The organism is Leptospira perdikensis, from assembly GCF_004769575.1.
Classification (GTDB): Bacteria; Spirochaetota; Leptospiria; order Leptospirales; family Leptospiraceae; genus Leptospira_A; species Leptospira_A perdikensis.
The window spans coordinates 548005-572254 of sequence record NZ_RQGA01000003.1 but is presented as its reverse complement, the minus strand read 5'-3'; the positions used below and the strand labels follow the sequence as shown (position 1 = coordinate 572254).

Genomic DNA, 24250 nt, shown 5'->3' with positions numbered 1-24250 from the left:
ACTCTCTCGTTTACCGAAAGATTCTATTCCTCGTCTAAATCTCTATAGATCACTAAAAAATCGTTCGAATTCCAATACGCTTTAGTCTTAAGTAAACTTTTTACTTGTACCCATTTCCCCAATGAAATCTAGTTCTTTCTGAGAAATGGCACGGGCGCCGCACAGCATCCACGGATGGATGCGAGCGGGAGCTCTGGCCATGGAGGGCCAGGCGAACGCAAGGCGCCCGTGCCATTTCTTAGAAAATATTTTCGCTGAAGGGGGAAATTTACGTGGGTGGATGACGGGATTTCGCCTTACACGGTTCTCCCATCCAGGTCGAACTCGCTCCAGGCCGTCTTTTGCGAGCCCTCGCACTTCCTGTGCTCGGTCGTTCTCGCTTAACGGAAAACATGCAAGGTGTCTTGCATGTTTATCCTACTCGAACTCTATCGCAAAATCGTTCGAATCCCAATCATTTGGTTTCTAATATAAGTTTGTTTGGAATTTGAATCGCCGAGGGCGATTTAAGTGGGTGGATGACGGGATTCGAACCCGCGACGACTGGTACCACAAACCAGGGCTCTACCGCTGAACTACATCCACCATTTCGAGAACAATCTTCGACCCGAGAGGGATTCGAACCCCCGACCAACTGCTTAGAAGGCAGTTGCTCTATCCAGCTGAGCTACCGGGTCAGATAGAACCAACTGATTCGGGATGACAGGATTTGAACCTGCGACCCTCTGTACCCAAAACAGATGCGCTACCACTGCGCTACATCCCGAGAAAGTCCTTGAATCACCAGTGTTTTTGGAAGAAGGACTGTGTCAACAAAAGGGAGATTTATTTCTTTAGGTTCTTGAGTCTTTCTAAGAGAACAGGATGGTTTGGATTCTTTTGTAGGGCCTTACGGTAGGCCTTCCATGCTTCTTCCGGTTTGCCTATGGTTTGTAGAAAGTATCCAAAAGAATCCAAGTAGGCGGGATTGTTTGGGTCCAGTTCCAGTGCTTTTTTCAGAGACCTGATGGCTTCGGAACGTTCTTCTGTATTCGTTTTTTTCTTTAGAGCCAGAAGATAACCAAGCGAGTTCAAACTATTTTTGTAATCAGGTGTGTGCCTTAGAATCCTTCTATGGATATCGATTGCTTCTTCCAGCCGATGAGTGTATTCATAAACATGAGCCAAAAAAGAGAGCAGTTTCGGATCATCCACGGCGACCTGCAAACGTTCTTTGATAATGGACTCCGCTGTTTCCCAATCCTTTAGTTCCACAAGAGCAAATACTTTCAAACGGTAAACATTATCGAGTTCAATGAATCCCGGGTATTCGCTGAGGATACGATCCAAAACCTGAATGGATTTTTTGAAGTTTTTGGTCTGAAAACAACACAAAGCAAAATTGTACAAAAGAACGGGATCTTCTGGATTTTGAAGTAAGGCCTGATCCAAAAGATTGAGTGCCATGGCATAATTGCCTTTATTCATGTAACCGAGGTAGTCTGTCTCTTCTGCCATTGTTTCTACTTAGATTGTAATTCCGAAAGCCGTCTTATCTCTGTTAGATCCAGTTGAATGGGTGTAACCGGAAGTTTTCCTTGGTAATAGGCTTCAAAGTCTGTTCCAGTTTCTTCATCATGCCCAAGTAAACTTCCATTTAATTGAAATTCGCTCACACCTTCGATGATCTGTTTTTTCTCATACTTTTCTGAATAACGACGACGGCCAAGTCTCGTAAATACGATTTCGTTTAATGTACCAGACCCAGAAATCTCTGGAGGAAAATTGAGATTCCAAACTTCACCCGATTGGATTTGTGATTTGTATTTTGAGAGGAAAGATAAAACCAACTCTGCTTCTTTTTCGTATCCATCTTCTGGGTCAATACGGCCAGAACTGACAGCAAGTGATGGAATTCCATGGAGAGCTCCATGTTTAGCAGCGCCCACAGTTCCAGAATAATGGACATCATAACCCATATTCACTCCCCGGTTGATACCAGAGATCACAAAGTCAATTTTAGGAAAAATCTCAGCATACAAACCGATGTTCACACAATCCGCAGGAAATCCATCAGCAATGTAGTGATTATCATTGATTCTTTCCACGCGCATCCCTTGGAATACAGTGAGTGCCATGGAAGTGACAGAACGTTCTTTTAAAGGAGCGATGAGATAGGTGTTATAAGATTTTCCAAGGACACGTTCTAATGCTTTAATTCCGGCGGAAGAAATTCCGTCGTCATTTGTAATGAGTAAATTCAACTAAAAACCGCCTGAAATCGATTGGAATATACTAGTTGCTGTATATAAATTCATAAGAAAAGGAAATAAAATCGTTAGTCCAAGAGCGTAAAAAGAAAACCTCAACGAATCACGACTTCTTAATTCATAAATAGATTTAAGCCCACGAGAAAGTGCCAAACAATATAACAAAACAAAAGTTAAAAGCAAAAAGAATCCAGATCCAAGACCAGAAAGACCCAATGCGTGAAAAACAATACTCACTGGAGCAAATAACAAAAATAAAACGACAGAATGTCTTGCAAACAGCAGTAAAAACAAAAGTTTTTGCGATCTTCCTTTTTTTTGGACATAGTAATCAGCCACTAAAGAATAAAAAAAAGGAAAAAATCGAAACATAAACAAATTGGCAATAAAACCAAAAACTAAAAAGGATATGGTGGAAATAGTATAAGGTGCAGAAAGAATACTCATTCCCACTGACAGAGACAAGGCGGCAAGTATCGAAAACAACCAACTAGATGCTGGGCTTGCCGCAAATGGGATTTCTTGGATCTCTTCCGAATATCGAAGTGGATCCAAAAATACCAATTCTAATACATCAACTAAGTCGAAGAAAAAATCTCTCATAACATCAGTTTTCCAAGAGCCGTCGGTAAAATGACAAGAACCTGTGATTGGATGAGGGAACGAATTTTAGACACATGAGAATTGTCTCCAAAAAACGTTACACCCAATGATTGTAAAAATCGATCAAAAGGAGAAATCTCCTGTTCAAAAAGCGGAATCAGCCCATCGTATTGGCAAAGTTCAGAAAGTTTTTTGTGAGCTTCCCTTCTCCCTCCAATGTCATCCACTAGTTTGTTACGAAATGCATCTTCACCAGAATAAATTTTACCCTCGGCTAACTCTTCAATGGACTTAACGGTTTTGTTTCGCCCTTTAGCAACATCTTCCACAAACTTGCGATAGGTGTCTTGTAACTGTTTTGCGATCATATCATCTTCTTCATTGGTGGAGTCGCGAAACGGCGAATACATATCTTTGTATTTTCCTGCTTTATAGGTGCGAACTCCCACCCCATAACGGTCGAGAAGGCCTTTTACGTTGGGGGCAAAAGAAATAACTCCAATGGAACCAGTGATCGTTCCGTTTTGTGCAAAGATATAGTCGGAAGCTGCTGCAATATAATAACCACCGGAGGCAGCTACATCTTTCATACTCACGACAATCTTCTTGGTTTTACGTAAATGAAGGAGTTCATTAAAAATTTCCTGAGATGCGGCTACGGTCCCACCGGGAGAATTGATCTCAAGAAGGATCCCTTTGACATTTCCGTCCTCTTCTAGTTCGCGTAATTGGCGTAAAACGGTATCCGCTCCTGTAGAATCAAAAGTAGACTCACCGGAGTGGATTTCACCTACGATGGGTATGACGACGGCTCCAATTTCACTGGCCTGGAAGAGAGATCCTCCGGTCCCACTAGAAAAACGGGCGAGGCTCGATCCAGATACCAAGATGGCAATTCCAAGAATTGTGGCAATTGTGGAGAACAAAAAGGAGAGAAAGAGAAGAAATTGGTTTCTTTCCATAAACTCCCACAAGCAAAACCTTGCAAAAACCCGAGTCAACTTTAATAATTCTTTACTTTTTTTAGAAAAAGTTTATTTTCCTTGTACAGGCTAACCGAAAATTAGACAGGTAGTCATAGGATTTATGTCCAGGCACCGCCGAGACATAAGGCCTTTACCAAGGAAGGTAGGACATGGATGTTCGTCTCAATCGTCTCCTCAACTCAGCAGAAAAATTAGTCCAGGACAAAAAAGACACTAAAGATGTCACTTCTGGAAAGACAGGATCCACCGTACAAAAGTCAGATGAAAAATCCGACTTCGTTGTCAGCCTTCCTGTTCAATATCACAATATCCAATCACGGCTCACGGAACTGCAAAAACAACTTTCTAAGGAACAATCTCGGATTGGTCTTTTGGAAGATTCCACACAAGAAGAAGACAAACTCAAAGAACTTCTTTTTGAAGGTGAACCACTATTCCCAGAGTTAGGCGATAGTAAGATAACCAAACCTGAAATTTTAGAAAATAGCAAAGGGAATATCTCAAACCTACTTGCAGAACTCAAAAAAAAAGAAGTGGAAGGAGAAAACATCTTTTCTCTTGGAATGATGTTAAGTCCCGAAGAATTCAAAGGTAAAATTGGAACTGTATCAACTGCTTCCATGAAACCAATTTCTGAAACTATGGTAAAAAGACTCCTCGGCGGTTAATTGGAATTAAAACGTTCCCTCAATACTTTTGATTCCATATCCGTCCTATTCTCCTCCATGGTGGGATCGGGAATTTTTTTCACCTCTGGTTATTTGATCAAAGAAACGGGAAATCTTTGGATTGTCCTACTTTGTTGGCTTGTCGGCGGACTCCTCGCTCTTTCTGGTTCTATTACTTATGCGTATGCCGCACGCCTTCTTCCCTTTGCCGGGGGAGATTATGTTTATCTAAAAGTTGCTTACTCACCTGCCATTGCTTTTATGAGTGGTTGGTCATCACTACTCACAAATTTTTCTGCCTGTGTTTCTGTACTCGCACTTGCTTTTGGTAAGTACGTACAAATTTTATTTCCAGGACTTCCAGTTTGGGAATCTCCTACATTCACCTTACTCGGGTTAGATTTACAAATTAGCTCCATCACCTTTATTGGAGTTTTGCCCATTGTATTTTTTAGTGGTCTCAATTACTTTGGGATTAAGTCTGCGGTCCGAGTACAAAATGTATTTGCTGTTCTAAAAATCACAGGGCTCCTTCTCTTTTTGGCATTGGGTTTTACTATCGGAAATACTAACTGGTCCTATTTATGGAACTCTCCTTTTCCAAATATTACCGAACTTTCTTTTTATTCTAAGATTTTGATTGGGATTGTTCCGGTTTCCTTTTCCTATTTAGGTTGGAATATGATTACTTATATTGCAGAAGAAGTAAAGAACCCCGAGAAAACGATTGTTCGTTCGGCCATCTCGGCTTGTTTTCTTGTCGCAGGTTTGTATTTTGTCATCAACTTACTTTTTGTGATTTCTGCTCCTATTGAAGATCTGGCAGGCCAAGATGGAATTGGGGCCATCGCCTTTCAAAAGTTATTTGGAGAGAACTATTCTATCCTTACTACTAGTTTCATTGCTTGGGTGATATTAGGATCAATGTCGGCGATTCTGATTGGAGGAAGCCGGGTGTATTTTGCGATGGCCAGAGACGGCGTGTTTATACCATCTTTTTCCAAAATCCATCCCAAATGGCATAGTCCTTATGTTTCTATCTTCTTTCAGGCTTTTGTGGCCATCCTCTTTTTGTTTGTAAAAGAAATTGAAGCCCTTCTCTATATGATCACTTGTTCCATCCTTATTCTTTCCTGCCTAACGGCCGCTACACCCTTTCGATTTGAAAGGATGGGAATGAAATCAGATTACAAAATTCCTTTTTATCCTTTACCTATCATACTTTATATTTTAGCAAATGTGGCAGTGATGACGATCCTCTTTATTGAAAAACCGGTAACCGCAGGATGGGGACTTATGATCACACTCATTGCCCTGCCTGTATATTACGGATTCCGGTTGGATAAAAGAATGGCCAAAGTGAAAAAATAACTCTAATTGATATCTAGGAAATGGCCATAAACGTTCGGCCAATGATCGGCATAACATCGTCTTTCGCCAAAACCCAAATCACATCCCCACCTCTTACTTGTGTATTCCCTGATGGAATCAAAAATTGTTCCCCCCGGGCAATGAGTAGGATATGTGACTGTTCAGGAAGTTTGATTTCAAACAAGGCTTTATCCACCACACTAGAGTTATACGGCACAATCAACTCTTGTAAAGTCATACCTGGAAACTCAATGTTATCGAAGTCAGTAGGGTGATAAATTTTACGATCCGGATCCTTTTTTAAAATTCCTAACCACTGCGCCACCCGAGGGATGAGAGAACCTTGGACAAGAAGGGAAACAAGAACCACAAAGAAAACAATATGAAAGAGTAAGTCACCCCAAACAAGGCCTTGTGCTATAGGAAAAGTAGCAAGAATGATTGGTGATGCACCACGGAGACCCACCCACGAAATAAATAATTTTTCTCTCACAGGTAACTTCACTCGAATGAGAGAAATAAAAACCGCCACAGGTCTTGCAAAAAGAATCAACAATACCCCAATAAGAAGCCCCGGTACCCAAATATTGGCCATACGAGTGGGATACACCAATAGTCCGAAACAAAGGAACATTCCAATTTGTAAAATCCAAACATATCCATTTAAGAATCGAAAGATGGACTTCTTGTGAATGAATTTATTTCGACCAACAATAATACCAGCAATGTAAACCGCCAAAAACCCATTCCCTTGAAAAACAGTAGTCACCGCATAAATGAAAGGAACTGATGCCGTAATAAAAACTAAATAAAGACCGTCGTATCCCAGTTTCACGGAGTTCATCAAATAAAGAATGAGGATACCTAAACTATATCCCATCATCACTCCCACAAGAACTTGCATCACAAAGAATCGAAAGAATTGAAACCCATTGAAACTTGCATCCGCGCTGATGAGATTCATAAAGATAGTGGTGAGAAGAACACCCACCGCATCATTCGAACCAGATTCAAATTCGATGATTTTCTTTAAATGGACGGGAAGGTCTGTTGAATCCGTTTTGAAAATATTAAATACAGAGGCCGCGTCTGTCGCACTGACAATAGACCCTAACAAAAAAGATTCCATAAACCCAAGCACAGGAAATAAATAATGAATGACTACACCCAAAATGAGGGCAGTAAGAATCGTTCCAATGATTGACAAACGAATCCCAACGGCGAGGAAGTTTTTTAAACTATCCCACTCACTTTCAAGTCCACCTAAAAACAGAATATAAATTAAAGCAAAAATACCTATCGACTGTGCTAGACCATAATCACTAAAATCGATTCGACCTGGGCCATCAGCGCCAGCTAACATACCAAAGGTTAAGAAAATGAGAAGTATAGGGAATCCAAAACGAAAGAATAGTTTACTCGATAAAATGGAAAATAATATGAGCGTGGAGATAACAAGAGCTTGTAAGGTAAAACTATCTATCATGTTTATTCCTTAGACGATCCTGATGGACTATCGTTTAGAAGAAAGTATCTCTAAAGCCTTGGCTTTCAATATGGGATGTACGACAAAATCATCAGGGTTCAGGGGAGTAGATGACTTCGCACTTGAGTTTATTTGGTTTGCCGATTCCGGGAGTTTCCACTTGTCACGACCGAGCCAAACTGAGAGTGCATAGACCATTCGTTGGAAAATTTCATCCACTTTGTCTTGCCTGCCTGCTTTTTTGTAGTATCCAAAGGCCAACATGGGAAGTTTCCGATCGTACATAAAATGATCACCTAAACGAATGAGTCCGTCTTTGTAATCGGTTTTTAGGAAGAGTTCACGTGCTTTCCGAATATCACCTGCATTGAAGGCGGTATTTGCTTCGCGAATCAGTAATACTCTTTCCTTGGAGTCCATACAAAGAGTATCGAACCAAAATCAGAAATTGACAACTGAAAATTGTCTAAAAGAATGCATTTACCAGGAGAGAAATATATGTTGGAAGTAGGCAAAAAAGCCCCCAATTTTACAAGTATCAATCAAAACGGCGAAAAAGTAAAACTAGCAGATCTAACAGGAAAAAATGGAATCGTTGTCTATTTTTATCCGAGAGACATGACACCAGGATGTACAACAGAGGCTTGTGACTTTCGAGACAATTTCGCACGACTCAAAAAATTCGGATACAATGTGATCGGAATTTCCAAAGACAATCCAAAATCTCACACTAAATTCATCGAAAAACAAGAAATCAATTTTGATCTTATCTCTGACGAATCGGGAGAAATCTGCGAGGCTTACGGGGTATGGAGAGAAAAAGTATTTATGGGAAGACGAGGAATGGGAATTGTAAGGTCTACCTTCCTTTTAGACAACTCCCTCAAAATCAAAAAAATCTATGACAGCGTGAAGGTAAAAGGACACGTTGAAGAAATCATCAAAGACATTCAGGAAATCCAAGGGAAATGAAAATAGAAGTCTCTCCACTACAAATTCAAATCGGTTCACCCAAATCCGGCTCTTATTACAAACTCATCCCCATCTTTCAAGAAGATGTGAAAGAAGAACTTGGAAAAAAATTTTCCGTTCAGATAGAAACCAAAGTATTCTCAGGAGAACTTGGAAAAGAGTTTCGGGATGAATCCGAACAAATCATTTATCTCGGATTAGGTGAAAAAGAAAAATTAAACTTCAGAAAGTTCATTTCCCATTTTTTTAAATACGGAGAAAAAATTCTCGGTTATGATGGAATGGGTCTTGAGATCATTATCTCCAAATCACTTTCCAAAAAGTTCTCAGCAGACCGAATCGCTTACCAAATTGCTAATACACTTTATATCGGAAGTTATCCCATTTCCGTTTTACAAACAAAGAAAAAAGAAAAAAAGAAATTAGGTGCGGTATATCTAAAGTTCGAAGATAAATCAGCAACTAGTTTAGCAGAATCCGGTCTTTCTAAAAGTAAAGTTGTCGCCAAACACGTCAACGGTGCACGTCACATCGCTCATCTACCGGCAAACTATTTCACGCCGGATGACTTTGTTTCTCGTTCCAAAGAAATCGCCAAAGAATACAAACTATCTGTAAAAGTTTGGGATGAACCTCAATTGAAAAAAGAAGGACTTGGTGGTATCCTTGCAGTTGCGCGTGGGTCAGAACTTCAAGGAAAGATGGTCATTCTAGAATATAAACCGACAAAAGCCAAAAAGAAATTTGCGATTGTAGGTAAAGGATTAACCTTTGATACGGGGGGAATTTCACTCAAACCACCGGGTGAGATGCACGAAATGAAGTACGATATGTGTGGAGCCGCGGCCACCATACACGCGATTGGCGCTATTGCTGCACTTGAACTTCCTATCCACATTATTGCAGCCATTGGTGTAGCTGAAAATATGCCAGATGGTAAGGCCATCAAACCGGGTGATGTTTATACGGCATATAATGGAACGACTGTAGAAGTACAAAACACAGATGCAGAAGGAAGACTTGTATTAGGTGATGTTTTATCTTACGTTTCCAAAAACTACAAACCAGACTATATGGTGGATTTAGCAACACTCACAGGAGCCGTAATCATTGCGCTTGGCCATGAAGCAGCGGCCATTCTCACCAATTCAGATCCACTGCGTGAAGCCCTATTCAAAGCATCCGAAACATCGGATGACAGGGTTTGGGAACTTCCTCTTTGGGAAGAATACGGCGAAGATTTGAAATCGGACATTGCCGATCTCAAAAATATCACTGGTGGTGGTAAAGGTGCGGGGACAATTTCTGCAGGAATTTTTCTGTCTAAGTTTGTGGATGAGTCCATTAACTGGGCGCATATTGACATCGCAGGTGCCGCATGGAGGAAGAAAAAATCAGGAACCCAATTTAGTGGGCCTACTGGCTACGGAGTGCGTTTGTTAGTTGATTTGGCAAACGAACTTTCTAAAAAATAAAATCTTCAATCAGCAAAAAACAAAAACGGCGGGTGAATTGATTCTCCCCGCCGTAATGATTGAATTTCACTCTGGAATATAACTCGACTGTAAATTTCAATAATGAAAATTGTAACGTAATATTATTTATTTCCCATGTTTACTCAGAACAATTTTGTTCACATTGTACATTAAAGCTACAGTAATTAAAATCGCAGCAGCAACAACATAACCTAATATATCATACCGCTCCATATAACCACTGGAAGTTTGTACAACAATAAGGCCAGCAACAGAAGCTGCAATTCCACCGGAGATTTGTTGGACAGAAGAACTAATGGCCATAAAAGCACCTCGGTCATGTAAATCGGGAACAGCAGAGGTCAATGCATTAGCAGAAATCATACGTGCAGAAACAAATACAAAAAGTATAGAGTTAACAAAAATGACAATAGGGAGTGGTGTGATTTGCATTTTTGTATAGTAAATAATGACTATGGCGGCGAGAGCTGAAGCAATCACAAACATCTTATATTTACCAATCCAGTCACTTAACCTACCCATGATTGGTCCACCAAATATGGATACAACTCCAGTGATCATATAAACCAGTGGTAAGTCTTCTAATCTCACCCCAAGATTATGAACCGAGAATGCAGAACCAAAAGGCATAAGCATAAACCCGCCGGTAGCAAGTAAGGTAGTTGCAATAAAAGCGGGAAAGTATTTGGGTTCTGCAAGTGTTTTTACTAAATGTAAAAACGCATGTCTTTCAATTTTATTATCAAGATGAGTTGTCACAGGTTTTAAATAAAAGAAAATCACAAAACCGACCAGTCCGCTGATCCCGGCAATCATCAGAAAAGGAGACTGCCATCCCCACAAATTGGAGATAAAAATACCAATCGGAAGTCCAAAAACTTGGCTTGCTGCAAAGGCAGTCATAATAAATCCCATCACCCTTCCTCTCACTTGCAAAGGAAACAGATCGGCAACTATGGCAAAAGATATGGAAGAAAGAACTCCCGCGAATACACCAGTTAAGATACGTGCCCCTAACAAAAAGAAATAACTGGTTGCGATTCCACATAGAAAGGTAGCGAACACAAATCCGATGTAAAAAAACAATAACATCTTTTTACGGTCGAAACGATCAGCAAAACCAGCCGCAAATATTCCGGAAATCCCCGCACTGAATGCATAAGCCGAAACAACAAATCCAAACTGTTGGGTTGAAATTTGTAGTTCTTTCATGACCAAAACTCCGAGCGGAGAAAGAATCATAAAATCAAGAACTACGGTGAATTGCAAAAAAGCAAGGATACCTACTACAAAAATATGATACGCGGAGAATTTAAAATCCATGGTATGTAAATAGATAGGTTTTCTTTATTTTTTAACAATTCTAAAAATATTAGATAGGTCATTTAAATAAGAATTTCTTGGTCTATCATTTCCTTTAGTTTGAGGACTTGTGGATGTTCAGGGGCCAAAGCGAGTAACTTGTCAAAAATCTTTTTTGCCCTTTCTGATTTTCGAGAAAGCCTATAACATTCGACCAAATTGATCAGGTTTCTAATATGTTTTGGATCCCTGGCTCGCAAACTCTCAGCAAGGTCAATTGCCTTTTTTATGTTTTTGGATTTACGGTAAGCAAAACTTAATTGAAGGAGGATTTCGTTATCGGTGACAAAATATGGAAAAACGGATTCTAAAGTTTCCACAGCCACATCATATCTTTTCAGCAATAAAGAGATTCTAGATTTTTCTCTAATTAAATTGATACGAACATCGTCATTCAATGTTCCATTGGAAAGTAACGATTCTATTGTTTGAAATGCTTCCTCAGCGTTGCCTTTTTCGAGAAGATCCTTAACTTTACCATACACATAACTATCAGTAGATGAATCAAAAAGTGACTCACGAGAAACACGTTTAGAAGAACTTAACCACTCTAATCGAAGTAAAGTGAGATCATCTGACAATGAACCGATCTCCAATAAATTTTCGACGATCAAATTTAAATCACCTCTCGACTTTTCAACAACTAAGAGGAACTTTGTTTCATCTTCATTGATTTGTCGAATTCCATCTACTGAATCCAACAAAACTAAATCATCACGCCCATCAGATCCAATAAAAATAACATCACCTTTCTCAAGTGGAAAAATTCGAACCCGGACATCCCCATCCATTCCTTTGGTACCAATTTTCCTAAGTTCCAATTCTTCCTCAATAAACGAAGCGCCACCATCACGATACAATACGGTCCAAGGATGTTCTGCATTCAGATAATACAAAACACCCGTATCTTCTTCGATAAGACCGAGCACAACTGAGACCAACATAGATCCGTCAAAGGATTCAAATATAGTTTGGAGTTCATAAAAACATTCTTTGATCCAACGTTCTGGTGATTTTTTTTGTCCCTCTAAAATCATTTGAGTACGTTTGATAAATGATAAAAAAACAACACCTAAAACTAGAGCTCCACCAGCACCTTGAATGGATTTACCCATTGCATCCCCATTAATAAAAACTAAATAGGTTTTACCATTCAAAGTAATGGAATCACTGATAATGATATCTCCACCGATTTCTCTTTTTTTGCCTTTAAACTCGAATTCTTTTTTCTGTTTCACATAGGAATGAATTAATACGTTTGAAGATTCTGCTTTCCCTTTACTCAACGGATCCAAAAGCAAAGAAGTCAGAAAATAATCCCCGTCTTGTTGTACTTTTAGTTCTTGTACTTTGGTTAATGTATTTTGTAATTCGTTTGTTCTTTCTTCTACTTTTTTCTCTAAACTTAAATTGAGTTCCTCTACTTGTCTGTGGACACGCAAAAAACGATTTGCAAGTACTACAGCAATCCCTAGAACAAAGGTCAAAAAACCAAATCGTAATAAGTTCAAATTCTGGATTGGCAATAATCCAGTGGCACCTAACACATCCCAGGTCCCTGTGCTCAAAAGAAAAATCAACCCGATCAAAAGCCGTTTTGCATCTTTATTGTTTTTTCTTACTGCAGAAATAGTTAAATACAACAACATAACTGCAAACAGAAGGACGGAAAACTGCCAGACCCGAAGAAGAATCACAGAAACAGAACGTGAAACAAAAATCTGAATGATACTCAAAAACAGGCTAAAATAAAAATAGACCCTAGATGGTAAACTGATACGTGAACGAAAAAACAAATCAGCAAAAATCAACAACCATACAGGAGTTAAAAATACTATAAAATATTCAATTCTTGACTGAGTAAACGGATCCAGACCAAAACGATAAATTCCTTGAGATCGGAAAATCATATATATTGCTAAAAATATAGAAAATAGAGCATAATAAAGGTTATATGATTCCTGTTTACGTTTCCAATAAAATAATCCGTGATAAATTCCTACAAAAAAATATAGAAATAACAACATATAGGTTTCGTATTCATCGACTATATTCAAATGTTCGGATGCTAAATCAATATTTGCAGGAAAATCATTAAATAGTTTGTATACATTCAGCTCTTCGCCATCTTCAGCAGCTACCAAAATTCGAATTTGGTTTTGTCCAACTTTTAGTAAGTTTCGATTTAGCCGAATGATGATATGCCTTTTATAACCACTGGTTACGATAACGTCGTTTTTAATGATACCACCCGAAGAAATCAAAGTATCATTCAAATAAATTTCAAAACAATTTGATATATAAGGAATATGCAAACTAAATGCATCATCCTCCGTTTTTTTAAAATCCGTAGGTGACAACAAAATTGATTTGAGCATTGTTATCTTACGAAGTTGATTTGGTTCCCAATCAAAACTGGAAACAATAGTTGATAACGGAAGTGTGTCTAAAGATTTCCATTTAGAAAAATCTTTAGAATCTTTTAATACAAATCCTTGAGTCACCAACCAGTTCTTTGTTAAATCAATCGGCAAAGAAAAGATTGAGTTCGTAATCAGCAAAAATAAAAAAATTATGAATACATTTCGTTTCATATCAAACTCACCTGGAATTCAATTTTAGTATTAAAAGTATCTTCAAATAGATCTTTTTTTTCGGATACAGACCATAATTCTAAATTGGGATCGGTCCCCTTTTTGTGATACAATCTACAAAAAACCTTTCCTCTTTCGTACACAGCGTCAAGCCTTTGGATAATGGATTTTTCCGAACGGTCGAGTCCATCTCCAATTCTTAAAAACGCAGCTAACTTTTTTACAAGGATTTGATCTTCTGTTCGTAAAGCCTTAAACTCTTCGTGTTTCCCTTTGGGTCCACCCTTTCTATGATAACGGGCAAGAAGAGCAATGATCTCAATTTCTGCATTAGAAAACCCCACCATAGCCTCTGAGTTTCGGATGATATAATAACTATGTTTGTGATAGTTGTGGTGGGAAATACAAAGACCCACTTGGTGTAAATAACAAGCAGTCTCCAAATAGTCTCGCTCTAGATTACCAAGACCATGTAAATCCTTCAAATCATCAAACATCTGCAAGGTGATCTTTACAACCGCTTCCGCATGCCCTTTTCCTTGGGGATAAAGATTGGCTACAGTTTTGATTGCCTTTTCACGAATATTGTCTAGTGGGGGAAGAGAACTATCGGTATGCCTGTACCAAGACTCGATCGTATCATACACAATCCCCTCTCGGAGAGCAAAATCACTTACAGTAAAAGAAGGAGCTTTGATTCTTTGTAATACTTCATCCAAAACCAAAACTCCACCGACAATGATATCCCCCCTTTTGGCATCAAGTCCTGGGATTTTTAACCTTTTTTTTAAACTATCAGCATCTAACACTTGTTTTCTTGCTTCTTTAAACTGATCAATTGTGATTTCTGTTCCGTTCAATCTGTCCCTTTTTTCCATCTTTTTTTCCAAAACAATGGAGGTCACAGAGGAGATTGTACCAGAACTTCCCACAACCATAAAGGGTTTCCAAGTTTCAATCTGAGGCAAAAATGCTGATAGAACCGATTCAATATGAATCCGGCATTTCTGGATGTCGGTAGGACTTATGGGATCTTTCTTTAAATACTTTTCCGTCAATCGAATGGCCCCAAGTTTCAAACTGGTAGAAAAAAGAATCTCCCCCTTTTCACCCACAAGTAGTTCTGTACTCCCTCCTCCGATATCAATGAGTAAAATTCGTTTATCAAAAACGGGAAGGCCTTGTAAAATCCCCATATAAATCAGCCTTGCTTCCTCATTTCCGGAAACTACTTGGATTTGGATTCCTATTTCCTTCTCGGCTCGGTCGAGAAACACTTGGCGGTTTTCTGCTTCTCTGAGTGCACTTGTGGCAACAGCTCGAATTTCTGCCTGATAGGAATCAGCAAGGGTACGAAACCGTTTGAGACAAGCAAGTCCCCTCTCCATGGCATCGTCCTGGATGACCGCATAATCACTGCTACCGCTCCCGAGTCTTACCGATTCCTTTTCTTTGGTCAGATATTCAAGCGTACCATCCGGTCTTAGTTTTACGACAACGATGTGGAAAGAATTTGTGCCCAAATCAATGGCAGCGAGTATCTTTTCCGAGCGAAATGCGGAATTGGGTTTTCTTAAGATTTGTGAGAAAGGAAGCATTTTGTTTGTAACTAGCCTAACGAAAATTTTTACGGTTGAAAGCAAAAACCAGCCGAAAATTATGGGGAACGGGTAGAATTCTATTGTTTTGGTGTGAACCCACCGTAAATTCCCCCTTTCGTACTTCTTTCACCAGGATCTGATATGATATTTGATAACCTCTATGGACTTTTCTCGAACGATATGGGAATCGATTTGGGAACCGCGAACACCCTCGTGCATGTGAAAGGACAAGGGATCGTCCTCTCAGAACCGTCGGTCGTGGCAGTCCAGGCCTCTACTGGCCGAGTCCTCGCAGTGGGACAAGAAGCAAAACGAATGCTAGGAAGAACTCCTGGTGATATCGTTGCCATCCGCCCTATGAAAGACGGGGTGATCGCCGACTTCGAAACTGTAGAAAAGATGATTCGTTACTTCATCGCTAAAGTTCACAACCGCACTACATTTGTAAAACCACGCATCGTCATCGGAGTTCCTTCTGGGATCACCGAAGTAGAAAGACGTGCCGTTCGTGAGTCTGCCGAACAAGCAGGAGCTCGTGAAATTTTCCTCATTGAAGAAGCACTCGCAGCGGCGATTGGTGCCAACATCCCGATCCATGAACCAGCGGGGAACATGATCGTTGATATCGGGGGAGGAACTACAGAAATCGCTGTGATCTCTCTTGGTGGTATGGTGATCGCTGAGTCCATCCGAACTGGTGGTGACGAATTCGATGAAGCCATTGTGAAATACCTTCGTAACCAATACAACCTAGTGGTCGGAGAAAGAACTGCCGAGGATATCAAACTGACCATCGGAAACGCTTTTGCTGACAAACGTGTGGACACGATGGAAGTGAAAGGTCGTGACGCAATCTCTGGTCTTCCACGTACCCTCGAACTTGATTCTAACGAAATTCGTAAAGCCCTCAAAGAGCCGACAGACGAAATCCTAGACGGAATCAAATCCGTATTGGAAAGAACTCCACCAGAACTTGCAGCCGACATCGTAGAACGTGGAATTGTTCTCACAGGTGGTGGTTGCCTCCTTCGTGGTCTGGAACATTACCTCACGAAAGAAACAGGAGTTCCTGTTTTCCGTGCCGAAAACCCACTGACTTGTGTGGTGCTCGGAACAGGTCGTTACCTCGACGAACTCAAATACATCAAACCAGGAATCCGTTAAACTTCGGTTACATGGTAAGGTGAAAAAGGGGAACGAAAGTTCCCTTTTTTTTTGCCAGAGTTTATCTGATTCTAGCAGATCGGTTGTTTTGTCCCCTAGGGAAGGGAATCCAGAATACAAAACATCCCTTTTCTTACGCCGTTGGTGTAACGTCGATAAAATTGTAGTGGAATTTATCGCGGACATTGACTCACTTACTGGTGACCTATCCCCAAGCAGATACAATCCAGAACAAAAAACCAACCAACTGCAGGTTTTTCCAAGACTCAAATCTGACAAAATGTTACTCTTCATCTAATAAAAACAAAACGAGTGAAAGATGAATGTATTAGAATTACTATATCATAATGTACCAATGGATATTTTTACTCTAAAGGAAAACTGTTCTCTAATAGAACAAGCCCAGAATTTAATCGACCAATGCCATCCAGGGGCAACAAATATGAAAGTTTTGAATCTTACTTCGGAAATTTCCGAAGCAGACATTCCCTACTCTCAAAGTAACAGAGCCCTTCACGGATTTATGCATGGAGGTTGTTTCTTTAGCGTCGGTGATACGCTTACCTCAATTATGGCATTCTTTCATGTGGAAAACGAAAGAGAAAGAACCTTCACAATGGATGCATCGATACGATACCTCCGCCCTGTAAGAACTGAAACCGTTCGGGCCAAGGCAAGATTAGTTCAAAAAAATGGAAAACTTTTAGAATACATCTGCGATTTTTTTAACGAAGACAATAAAAGAACTGCACAAGCAAAATACAAATACGCAATCGCAGAACCTCGTTAATTTTTTCTCCTTATTGATCGGATTCAAAGTTTTCGATTGTCTTTGTTAATCTTTCATTTAACATAAACAGATGCAGAATGTGATCTGCGCTCTTCGGGGCGCTGTGTTGTTTGTTGGGAAATTGCCATATCTTGCGTTTCATTCCACAGTTACCTCTGCAACAATCGTAAGCCTCGATACGGAAATTAAAAAACGTGTTAAAGGAAACAAACAATGGTTGAGCTCTCGTTGTTTTGTTTTTGATGGAACTTTGAGTCATGAAACAGTTTTCAACGGATCCGTTGGAATTTTGTTTGCCGATCCAGGAAGTGAAATCGGAGAAATTCTCACAAAGGAAGCAGGTCCCAATAAACTCTCTGCCAACCCTACTTGGGCTTTGGAATTGATTACAACTTGTCTTGAAATACAAACAGCCAATCCGGAACTATATCCGGCAATTCTAAATCGTTCGTTTCCGTTTAACCGATTAGCACCTGCACAAAAAATACAAGACAACGAGCGATTAATCTATGTTATGCGAAAACTGATTAAAAATCCAGAAGAAACCACAAATGTTGAGGAACTTGCTTTGGAAATCGGGATGTCTGAGTCTTGGCTCCAACATGAATTTAAAAATGCAGTGGGTCTCCCACTCCGAGCATTTCGCAAGTGGTTTCGAATCAAAACAGCAGTAATCGCAATCAAAGAAGGTGCCTCCCTTGCTGACGCTGCCCTTGGCGCAGGTTTTTACGACCAAGCTCACTTTACCAATGTATTCCGAGAAATCTTTGGAATTTCTCCTTCCCTCATATTTCAAAAAGGAGAATCAATTCGTTGGTACATTCAAAATGAAGAGATCGAAAAAATCCTCAGAGCTTCTTAACCATTAAACTATTGTTCCACACAGAGTAAATTGTTTAGAGTGCCTCCACTTCCATAGGCAGACGTGATCGCAATCGCGCGACTATCTGTCCAACTTGTCACTCCATAGGATCCACAACTTGCGGTGACACTGTCTGCCCAAGACGAACATGTATGTGTTGTATCGGTCTGCCAATCCCAAGACGGATTGTTTTTGAGCCCTGTCCAGATTGCCGCGGCCGCAACAGAAACTAGATTCGTTAAGTTATTGTTATAGACTCCATTGGCATCCGAAGTGAAAATAATTGTGGATGTATTTGTTGCTTGCACATAAGTTGCATTTGGTGACAATACCCAATCAATCTGTTCTGTAGTTCCGCCAGTAGTGCAGTTAACGCTTGTACAAGCACGGCGATTGGCATTATCCACAAGTAATGCTTTATAAATACCAGTCGAAGGTTTATTGGTATCGGAGAAACATTTACTATCGGCCCCCACAATACCTCCCAGATTGGCATTATAGGTAGTTGCGGTAACGAACATTCTACATACTGAGCAGTGAGAAACTCGAGGCGAATTTGACGGATTTGAATTTTGCATAGTCAATCGTAAGATTCCGCATCGACTGGAAGTATCAGCTGCATTACAAAGATCAGCTGGACCGCAGTTAAGAAAACACAATAGACTGAGACAATAAAATCCTATTTTGATTCTCATAAGTTCCACTATTAAATCCATATGTTAACATATTTGTATTTTCTTGTCCTCCTGGGACGGGAATCAGGAGGTTAAGAAAATTAAGATCCTTTCAGATTTTACGTGTCATAGCTACCAACATTCGTGGTAATATTTGCCACAAGCCGATTCTTTTGTCCAAAGCATCCTGGTACAACCAAAAAAACAGGAAAAGGTAAGAGTTTGGAAAGAAATTGTTTCCTATCGAATGGAATGGATTCCAAATCCTAACCCAAAAACAAAGGCAAGGTTTGGGGCGCACATTTCCGGCTATCCGCTCCAATCTTTGCATAAGCAAAGGATTTCCGCTTCTATCCGGGGCGCAGAAGAAAAGCTGATCCTAGATTTATAAATACAAATTCGATCACCAAATATTTTATATGTTAGGTGATCTTTTTCAACAAATTTCCAATCCCCAAATTATGATTTATTATACTTTTAAAAGTTAACTTATTATTTCGTTCATGAATAAACTGCAATCAGCTGATACCATTACAATGCGAACAATCGAATAACAAATAATATGTGAAAAACAAATCATGTTCTTCAAGAAACCATCAAATTTAGTTGTCGCTTGAAATATGAGACTTTCGCACCAAAGTCTGGACATGCGATTGGTAACAGAGAACAAAAAAACAAAATTAACTTGCACTATCCCTCAGACCACTGACAATTTCAAATCATCGAACTTCTATCTTAAACTCCCGTGACCATCTACGTGGTATGTTTTCAGTTTGGCCAAAGAAGTCGGTAAAAAAGTGAATTATATGGAACCAACCCCTGAACATAACGAAAAAATGGCGCGGATGACTTTCGCTTCTGTTTATCCTCTTTATCTGACCAAAATAGAAAAAAAGGGCAGAACCAAAAAAGAACTAAACCAAGTGATTGAATGGTTAACTTCTTTCGATGAAAAGAAAATAAAAGAATTAATCCAAGAGAAAGTGAGTTTCCAAACCTTCTTTGAAAGAGCCGTATTAAATAAAAATGCCCATCTGATCAAAGGAATGATTTGTGGGTATCGTGTGGAAGAAATTGAGAACCAATTAACCAAAAAAGTTCGGTATTTAGACAAACTTGTGGATGAGTTGGCAAAAGGAAAGGTGATGGAAAAAATTCTGAGGAATGAATAATTACTAGAAAGGTTCATTCGCTTCATTAAACAAATTCCTATCCATTCCGCTCAGCAAACATATTTGACATTTTTTCTTTTCATAAATTTCTGTTAGCCGGTTCACCAATAATACAAGACATCCAAAAATAAACCTTTGGGTAGGGCGGTTCCTACCAAGACAACGATTTTTACCTACCGCATCAGCTGATTTAAATAGATTTTAACAAGTGATAAACGCAAAATATTACTTTTCGAATCTTCAAGGAAATGATACCATTGTCCCTTGCATGAAATTGATTTACATTTTTCAAGTCACATTAAGCCTAACGGCAATTCTGTCCTGCTCAAGTCTACCAAAGAAACAAAACCCTACTTTCAAAGGGTGTAATTTCACATTCAACACGATCCGTTTGGAAAATGAAAAAAAGATAAAAACCTACTTATATGCGGCCGATTCTAAAATTAAAGTATTCCCTGCCGTTTATCAGGATTTATCGTATGTATCCGAAGATTGGATTCGGGCAAAAAAAGATGATAAGTATGGATTTATAGATGTAAATAGCAGGCCGGTGTTTCGATTTGAACTCTCATTAGTTGGAGACTTCTTCGATGGATTTGCAATTTATCGTTTGGGAGAACATCATAGAGACCCAAAAGGATTCTTAGATAAAAATGGGAACCTACTTGGGGACGTTGAGTATGAAAATGCATTTCGATTTCAGGATGGATATGCGATAGTCCAAAACAATGGAAAACAAGGTATTATTAATACCAAAGGAAAGTTAATTTTACCAATTAAATATGACTTTTTAAGTAATATCCACGATGGATGGGCAATCTTCAAACGAGACGAACACCAAGGCCTTGTCAATATCCAAGGTATTGAAAAAAAATTCACTCATGAGAACTATGATATAAGAAACTATTTTTATCATGGAACTATCCAGTTTTATCACTATAAAAAACTAGGATTAATGGATTCCAATTTTAAAGTAATCATTCCACCTAAATACGATTATATGGGAATACCTCAAGAAGGGTTGGTTCGATTCGAATTAAACAAAAAATGGGGATTTCTAGATCTTTCAGGGAATGTGATCATCGAACCAAAATTTGATACAGTTTATGATTTTAGCGAAGGATATGCAACGATTAGCATAAACGATAAATATGGTATCATCAACAAACAAGGTGGATATTTGATAGAGCCAAAACTAAAATCAATCGCCTCCTTCTCCAACGGAATCGCAGTTGCAAAAGAGGGCGAAAAAGAAGGTTACATCACAACGGATGCAGAATGGTTGATTCCACCTATATTCGAAAAACTAGGGACCCTTAAAGATGGTATATTTACATATCAACTGAACGAAGCCTGGGGTGTTGTTAATTTCAGAGAGTGTTTGAACTAATGAAAAAAATCATTTGGATATTGATTTATTTACTTTTTGCTTCGAACATTTTTTCAAATCCAACCAAACTAACTCAGCTCTCTTCTTTTGGATTTTCTATCGAAACTCCCGTTACATGGAGCGATGTCACAACGGGAGAATTCAAAGAAAATTTACAAAGAGTGCATCTCGGTTCACCCACGTTCACAAAACTTTTACATGAAAAATCGGAAATACCTATTTATTCAATTCGCAAAGGTGATCCAGAAATAGATGAATTTTTACCCACACTCAATGTCAAAATACAAAAAAACAATCTAGAATTTAATAATATTCCAAACACGTTACGAAAACTTTTATTTTATATTTCTATTCCGTTGAAAAATTTTGATTATTTGGTCGAACCAAAAACAGTTCGTATCAACGGAAACTTAGCTGGGTATAGTTTATTTTCCTATTCTATTTTCAATGAAAACGAAGTAGAAACAAAAGTGGTTTCGGCCGTTTGGATCTTTCCACAAAAAGATTATTTTTATTTTATTGGATCTGGAATTCCTTATGAAAACTTTGAACCCACATTGGAAGAAGTAAAATCGATTGTTGAAACTGTAAAAATAAATGCAAAATAAAATCAGGTTCGATTGCGGAGAAAAAGAGAATCAAAAAAATAGGCAACAACAATCAGGAACCCCCATAAATCGGAAATCAGTGCTGTGGCTTCTTTGAAATTTACATGTTCTATCCCACGAATGACATGTAACAATCCAGCAAGTCCAAGATACAGACCACCAAGAGTTGCCGCAGGACGTAAAGAAGGATAGAATAACGATAGTATCGCAAGTCCACCCATCAGGAAATTAGCAAAACCCAACTCTCTGATCACAACATGTGCGGATTCACTGAGTTGCATGATACTTGCCGTAAAGGCAGGATTGGCAATCTGGTTTAAACCAGCAGTCATCAGCCTAACTCCAATGGCCCAAAAAATAAACCACTTCCATGTAAGATCAAAAAATCTGATTTGGGAAGAACGATAGTAGAATTCAACAATCACCGAAACAAGTGGTAATACCAACATTGTCGCCACAATATAGATTAAATAACCCATCTGACAAATATGTCTGATTCAGAAGATTCAGTAAAGAAATTTCTCGTTTAAGTTCGCCGAGAAAATAATCTGGATCTCGTATCGAAATGTCGATTAACGACTGCTTATTGGAAAAAATTAGGATTTCTGGCGCCCCACCCTTACAAGAAGGTCAAGTTCCATTGGGCTCCACCAGGATTCACTGGCCCTATAGAAGTAAGTTCACCGGTGGTTTGGTTGATACTAAATTGAAACATATTGGATCCAGTATTTGCCGCTACATAAGCATATCTACCAGTAGGGTCAATCACCATAAATCGCATACTATTTGTACTATATCCTGTCACACTAGATGAGTATGAAATTTTCCCAGATATAGGATCGACCGTATAACAAGCAATAATTCCTTCATTCATATGAATCAAATAATAAAATCGTCCACTTGGATGTATGGCCGTACTATTGATACCCATACCGTGAAAAACGGAATCCACAAAACCCATATTACCTGTTTCGCTATCAAAACTGAAAATCGTTAAGGCGGGTTCAGAACCAACATATACAAAATTGCCACTCGGATGGGTTGAAACATGGCCTGATGTACCGTTAGGAAAAGTAGGACTGATGTTTGCTTGTGATAAACTTCCATCTGCATAATTGATGCGATACGAAATTAATTCCGTTAAGGTGGAATTCATATAAAAAATAAAATTTCCATTCCGAGAGATTAGAACGTTTGCATAACCAGTGTTGGTGGGATAGGAAGTAAGAAAGGTCAGAGTGCCATCAGCGCCAACAGCATAAGCTCGAATCTCCTGAGTTCCTTGGGAAGCCAAATACAAATACTTTCCATCAGGAGTGATGGCTAAGTTTCTTGGGTTTGTTCCGCCTGCCACAGTCGCTGGAGTGTTTAAAGTCAAACCTCCTGTTGCCTGATTGATTAGAAACTGGGATATTGTGCCCGTACCGAAATTTCCTGTGTATAAGTATTTTCCAGCAGGATCCGTAACAATCCCATTGGGATCACTCAAATTCCCTACATAAGTTGTTGCATTGGCTGTTAAGTTCCCAGTGTTTCCATTCATTGTTAAATGTCCAACATAATGACTAATGTTTAAACTCGTATACACATAACCTGTATACACAGTGATGTCAGAAGTTGCTTTGGCCCTACCATCTCCCGAGGTAGCAGTGATGATTACTTTTCCATTTCCTATACTTTGAACGAATCCATTCCCATCCACAGTGGCCACCGAAGGATTGCTACTGGACCATTGAAAAGTAGTGTCTGTTTTGGCACCGTACGAATAGTACTGTGCTTCGAGTTGTAAACTATCCCCTTTGTGAATTCCGGCCCAAGTATGGTTTAATTCCACAACTGAGTTAGAACTTGAGAGTAAGGCCCAAAGAGCAAACAACGATTTGGGGGAAGAGGGATCATCGTTCGGACAGAGTATACTTTGAACAATAGGATTTAAGAGACAAGCATTGAATGAAAAAAGACAAATGAGTAAATAGAATCCTTTTCGAATTTTTTTCAACTTGGAAAGCTTAGTTCTTTTAGAAAGATGAGTTGTCATAGAAACCAACAAACATAAATCAAACGAATCTGGTAGAAATGTCATTCCTAAAATTGGGAAGTTTAACGAATTCTATTGGTTCTCCTAAAGAATGTTAGCGCCAGGGATTGCAGTGGAAATTGGAGCAAAGCGGAGATTGGAACGGAAAGCCCGGTCGTGATTGG

At 39.2% G+C, this 24250-nt stretch carries 23 protein-coding genes and 3 tRNA genes; 11 read left to right on the top strand and 15 right to left on the bottom strand.

Annotated elements, in window-relative coordinates:
• Positions 1 to 513: 513 nt before the first annotated feature.
• The 7 genes from EHQ49_RS04040 to sppA all read right to left on the bottom strand — a co-directional run bounded on the left by EHQ49_RS04040 (position 514) and on the right by sppA (position 3814).
• Positions 514 to 585 (bottom strand) — tRNA-His (locus EHQ49_RS04040).
• Positions 586 to 603: 18 nt separating this feature from the next.
• Positions 604 to 677, bottom strand: a tRNA-Arg gene (locus tag EHQ49_RS04035).
• A 17-nt stretch (positions 678 to 694) separates the two neighbouring features.
• A tRNA-Pro gene (locus EHQ49_RS04030) sits at positions 695 to 766 on the bottom strand.
• A gap of 59 nt (positions 767 to 825) precedes the next feature.
• Positions 826 to 1497, bottom strand: a complete 672-nt coding sequence (locus EHQ49_RS04025) for a tetratricopeptide repeat protein (protein WP_135576583.1) — start codon at positions 1495 to 1497, stop codon at positions 826 to 828.
• 5 nt (positions 1498 to 1502) lie between these two features.
• Positions 1503 to 2243 (bottom strand): 5'/3'-nucleotidase SurE, encoded by a 741-nt coding sequence (surE, locus tag EHQ49_RS04020; RefSeq protein WP_135576581.1) that lies wholly within the window; start codon positions 2241 to 2243, stop codon positions 1503 to 1505.
• Positions 2244 to 2852 (bottom strand): hypothetical protein, encoded by a 609-nt coding sequence (locus EHQ49_RS04015; RefSeq protein ID WP_135576579.1) that lies wholly within the window; start codon positions 2850 to 2852, stop codon positions 2244 to 2246.
• Positions 2849 to 3814 carry a signal peptide peptidase SppA gene (gene sppA, locus EHQ49_RS04010; protein WP_135576577.1) on the bottom strand — a complete coding sequence of 322 codons (966 nt, stop codon included), beginning with the start codon at positions 3812 to 3814 and terminating at the stop codon, positions 2849 to 2851. The genes EHQ49_RS04015 and sppA overlap by 4 nt, the downstream gene beginning before the upstream one ends.
• Before the next feature lie 173 nt (positions 3815 to 3987).
• Between sppA and EHQ49_RS04005 the strand changes: the two genes are divergently transcribed.
• Together EHQ49_RS04005 and EHQ49_RS04000 are read left to right on the top strand one after the other, a co-directional pair.
• A complete protein-coding gene (locus EHQ49_RS04005; RefSeq protein WP_135576575.1) occupies positions 3988 to 4506 on the top strand; it encodes an LIC10415 family protein in 519 nt (172 codons plus the stop codon).
• A complete protein-coding gene (locus EHQ49_RS04000) occupies positions 4507 to 5877 on the top strand; it encodes an APC family permease (protein WP_135576573.1) in 1371 nt (456 codons plus the stop codon).
• A gap of 13 nt (positions 5878 to 5890) precedes the next feature.
• On the opposite strand, the gene EHQ49_RS03995 is transcribed toward EHQ49_RS04000, so the two are convergent.
• Entirely contained in the window at positions 5891 to 7363 is a 1473-nt protein-coding gene (locus tag EHQ49_RS03995; RefSeq protein ID WP_135576571.1) for a potassium/proton antiporter, read from the bottom strand.
• Between the two features lie 27 nt (positions 7364 to 7390).
• Positions 7391 to 7783: a hypothetical protein gene (locus EHQ49_RS03990; protein ID WP_135576568.1), complete on the bottom strand. Its 393-nt coding sequence runs from the start codon at positions 7781 to 7783 to the stop codon at positions 7391 to 7393.
• A gap of 78 nt (positions 7784 to 7861) precedes the next feature.
• Here EHQ49_RS03990 and bcp point away from each other — a divergent pair, with 78 nt between their 5' ends.
• Both bcp and EHQ49_RS03980 read left to right on the top strand, forming a co-directional pair.
• A complete protein-coding gene (bcp, locus tag EHQ49_RS03985; protein ID WP_135576566.1) occupies positions 7862 to 8335 on the top strand; it encodes a thioredoxin-dependent thiol peroxidase in 474 nt (157 codons plus the stop codon).
• The gene (locus tag EHQ49_RS03980) at positions 8332 to 9810 is read left to right on the top strand and encodes a leucyl aminopeptidase (RefSeq protein ID WP_135576564.1); all 1479 of its coding nucleotides are present in this window, start codon (positions 8332 to 8334) and stop codon (positions 9808 to 9810) included. Before bcp ends, EHQ49_RS03980 begins: the two co-directional genes overlap by 4 nt.
• A 126-nt stretch (positions 9811 to 9936) precedes the next feature.
• Here EHQ49_RS03980 and EHQ49_RS03975 read toward each other — a convergent pair whose 3' ends face one another.
• The 3 genes from EHQ49_RS03975 to EHQ49_RS03965 form a co-directional block, all read right to left on the bottom strand.
• Positions 9937 to 11154: an MFS transporter gene (locus EHQ49_RS03975; protein ID WP_135576562.1), complete on the bottom strand. Its 1218-nt coding sequence runs from the start codon at positions 11152 to 11154 to the stop codon at positions 9937 to 9939.
• Between the two features lie 62 nt (positions 11155 to 11216).
• On the bottom strand, positions 11217 to 13787 hold the full coding sequence (locus EHQ49_RS03970; protein ID WP_135576560.1) for a SpoIIE family protein phosphatase: 2571 nt from the start codon (positions 13785 to 13787) through the stop codon (positions 11217 to 11219).
• On the bottom strand, positions 13784 to 15385 hold the full coding sequence (locus EHQ49_RS03965) for a Ppx/GppA phosphatase family protein (protein WP_135576558.1): 1602 nt from the start codon (positions 15383 to 15385) through the stop codon (positions 13784 to 13786). Before EHQ49_RS03965 ends, EHQ49_RS03970 begins: the two co-directional genes overlap by 4 nt.
• Positions 15386 to 15529: 144 nt before the next feature.
• Between EHQ49_RS03965 and EHQ49_RS03960 the strand changes: the two genes are divergently transcribed.
• The 4 genes from EHQ49_RS03960 (at position 15530) to EHQ49_RS03945 (ending at position 18204) form a co-directional block, all read left to right on the top strand.
• Positions 15530 to 16552 (top strand): rod shape-determining protein, encoded by a 1023-nt coding sequence (locus EHQ49_RS03960; RefSeq protein WP_002972591.1) that lies wholly within the window; start codon positions 15530 to 15532, stop codon positions 16550 to 16552.
• Between the two features lie 88 nt (positions 16553 to 16640).
• A complete protein-coding gene (locus EHQ49_RS03955) occupies positions 16641 to 16850 on the top strand; it encodes a hypothetical protein (RefSeq protein ID WP_135576556.1) in 210 nt (69 codons plus the stop codon).
• Positions 16851 to 16871: 21 nt separating this feature from the next.
• Positions 16872 to 17342 carry a PaaI family thioesterase gene (locus tag EHQ49_RS03950; RefSeq protein WP_135576554.1) on the top strand — a complete coding sequence of 157 codons (471 nt, stop codon included), beginning with the start codon at positions 16872 to 16874 and terminating at the stop codon, positions 17340 to 17342.
• Positions 17343 to 17463: 121 nt separating this feature from the next.
• Complete coding sequence (locus EHQ49_RS03945) at positions 17464 to 18204, top strand: helix-turn-helix domain-containing protein (protein ID WP_244241333.1); 741 nt, start codon at positions 17464 to 17466, stop codon at positions 18202 to 18204.
• An 8-nt stretch (positions 18205 to 18212) separates the two neighbouring features.
• Here EHQ49_RS03945 and EHQ49_RS03940 read toward each other — a convergent pair whose 3' ends face one another.
• Positions 18213 to 18725 (bottom strand): DUF1554 domain-containing protein, encoded by a 513-nt coding sequence (locus EHQ49_RS03940; RefSeq protein ID WP_244241332.1) that lies wholly within the window; start codon positions 18723 to 18725, stop codon positions 18213 to 18215.
• A gap of 959 nt (positions 18726 to 19684) precedes the next feature.
• On the opposite strand from EHQ49_RS03940, the gene EHQ49_RS03935 reads away from it, so the two are divergent.
• The 3 genes from EHQ49_RS03935 (at position 19685) to EHQ49_RS03925 (ending at position 22048) form a co-directional block, all read left to right on the top strand.
• Complete coding sequence (locus EHQ49_RS03935) at positions 19685 to 20050, top strand: DUF2200 domain-containing protein (protein WP_135577724.1); 366 nt, start codon at positions 19685 to 19687, stop codon at positions 20048 to 20050.
• Between the two features lie 268 nt (positions 20051 to 20318).
• Positions 20319 to 21440, top strand: coding sequence for a WG repeat-containing protein (locus EHQ49_RS03930; RefSeq protein ID WP_135576550.1), 1122 nt, complete (start codon positions 20319 to 20321; stop codon positions 21438 to 21440).
• Positions 21440 to 22048, top strand: coding sequence for a hypothetical protein (locus EHQ49_RS03925; protein ID WP_135576549.1), 609 nt, complete (start codon positions 21440 to 21442; stop codon positions 22046 to 22048). Before EHQ49_RS03930 ends, EHQ49_RS03925 begins: the two co-directional genes overlap by 1 nt.
• Before the next feature lie 2 nt (positions 22049 to 22050).
• On the opposite strand, the gene EHQ49_RS03920 is transcribed toward EHQ49_RS03925, so the two are convergent.
• Both EHQ49_RS03920 and EHQ49_RS03915 read right to left on the bottom strand, forming a co-directional pair.
• The gene (locus tag EHQ49_RS03920; RefSeq protein WP_135576547.1) at positions 22051 to 22527 is read right to left on the bottom strand and encodes a DUF6790 family protein; all 477 of its coding nucleotides are present in this window, start codon (positions 22525 to 22527) and stop codon (positions 22051 to 22053) included.
• A gap of 140 nt (positions 22528 to 22667) precedes the next feature.
• On the bottom strand, positions 22668 to 24047 hold the full coding sequence (locus tag EHQ49_RS03915) for a beta-propeller fold lactonase family protein (RefSeq protein ID WP_244241331.1): 1380 nt from the start codon (positions 24045 to 24047) through the stop codon (positions 22668 to 22670).
• Between the last annotated feature and the right edge of the window lie 203 nt (positions 24048 to 24250).

Excerpts from the sequence above, each read along its gene's own strand:
- EHQ49_RS03975 (WP_135576562.1), bottom strand. The coding sequence starts at position 11,154 with ATGGATTTTAAATTCTCCGCGTATCATATTTTTGTAGTAGGTATCCTT.
- EHQ49_RS03940 (WP_244241332.1), bottom strand. The coding sequence starts at position 18,725 with ATGTTCGTTACCGCAACTACCTATAATGCCAATCTGGGAGGTATTGTG.
- EHQ49_RS03960 (WP_002972591.1), top strand. The coding sequence starts at position 15,530 with ATGATATTTGATAACCTCTATGGACTTTTCTCGAACGATATGGGAATC.
- EHQ49_RS03970 (WP_135576560.1), bottom strand. The coding sequence starts at position 13,787 with ATGAAACGAAATGTATTCATAATTTTTTTATTTTTGCTGATTACGAAC.
- bcp (WP_135576566.1), top strand. The coding sequence starts at position 7,862 with ATGTTGGAAGTAGGCAAAAAAGCCCCCAATTTTACAAGTATCAATCAA.
- EHQ49_RS03995 (WP_135576571.1), bottom strand. The coding sequence starts at position 7,363 with ATGATAGATAGTTTTACCTTACAAGCTCTTGTTATCTCCACGCTCATA.
- EHQ49_RS04025 (WP_135576583.1), bottom strand. The coding sequence starts at position 1,497 with ATGGCAGAAGAGACAGACTACCTCGGTTACATGAATAAAGGCAATTAT.
- EHQ49_RS03950 (WP_135576554.1), top strand. The coding sequence starts at position 16,872 with ATGAATGTATTAGAATTACTATATCATAATGTACCAATGGATATTTTT.
- EHQ49_RS04015 (WP_135576579.1), bottom strand. The coding sequence starts at position 2,852 with ATGAGAGATTTTTTCTTCGACTTAGTTGATGTATTAGAATTGGTATTT.
- EHQ49_RS03990 (WP_135576568.1), bottom strand. The coding sequence starts at position 7,783 with ATGGACTCCAAGGAAAGAGTATTACTGATTCGCGAAGCAAATACCGCC.
- EHQ49_RS03980 (WP_135576564.1), top strand. The coding sequence starts at position 8,332 with ATGAAAATAGAAGTCTCTCCACTACAAATTCAAATCGGTTCACCCAAA.
- EHQ49_RS03965 (WP_135576558.1), bottom strand. The coding sequence starts at position 15,385 with ATGCTTCCTTTCTCACAAATCTTAAGAAAACCCAATTCCGCATTTCGC.
- EHQ49_RS04005 (WP_135576575.1), top strand. The coding sequence starts at position 3,988 with ATGGATGTTCGTCTCAATCGTCTCCTCAACTCAGCAGAAAAATTAGTC.
- EHQ49_RS03925 (WP_135576549.1), top strand. The coding sequence starts at position 21,440 with ATGAAAAAAATCATTTGGATATTGATTTATTTACTTTTTGCTTCGAAC.
- EHQ49_RS03920 (WP_135576547.1), bottom strand. The coding sequence starts at position 22,527 with ATGGGTTATTTAATCTATATTGTGGCGACAATGTTGGTATTACCACTT.
- sppA (WP_135576577.1), bottom strand. The coding sequence starts at position 3,814 with ATGGAAAGAAACCAATTTCTTCTCTTTCTCTCCTTTTTGTTCTCCACA.
- EHQ49_RS03935 (WP_135577724.1), top strand. The coding sequence starts at position 19,685 with ATGGAACCAACCCCTGAACATAACGAAAAAATGGCGCGGATGACTTTC.
- EHQ49_RS03930 (WP_135576550.1), top strand. The coding sequence starts at position 20,319 with ATGAAATTGATTTACATTTTTCAAGTCACATTAAGCCTAACGGCAATT.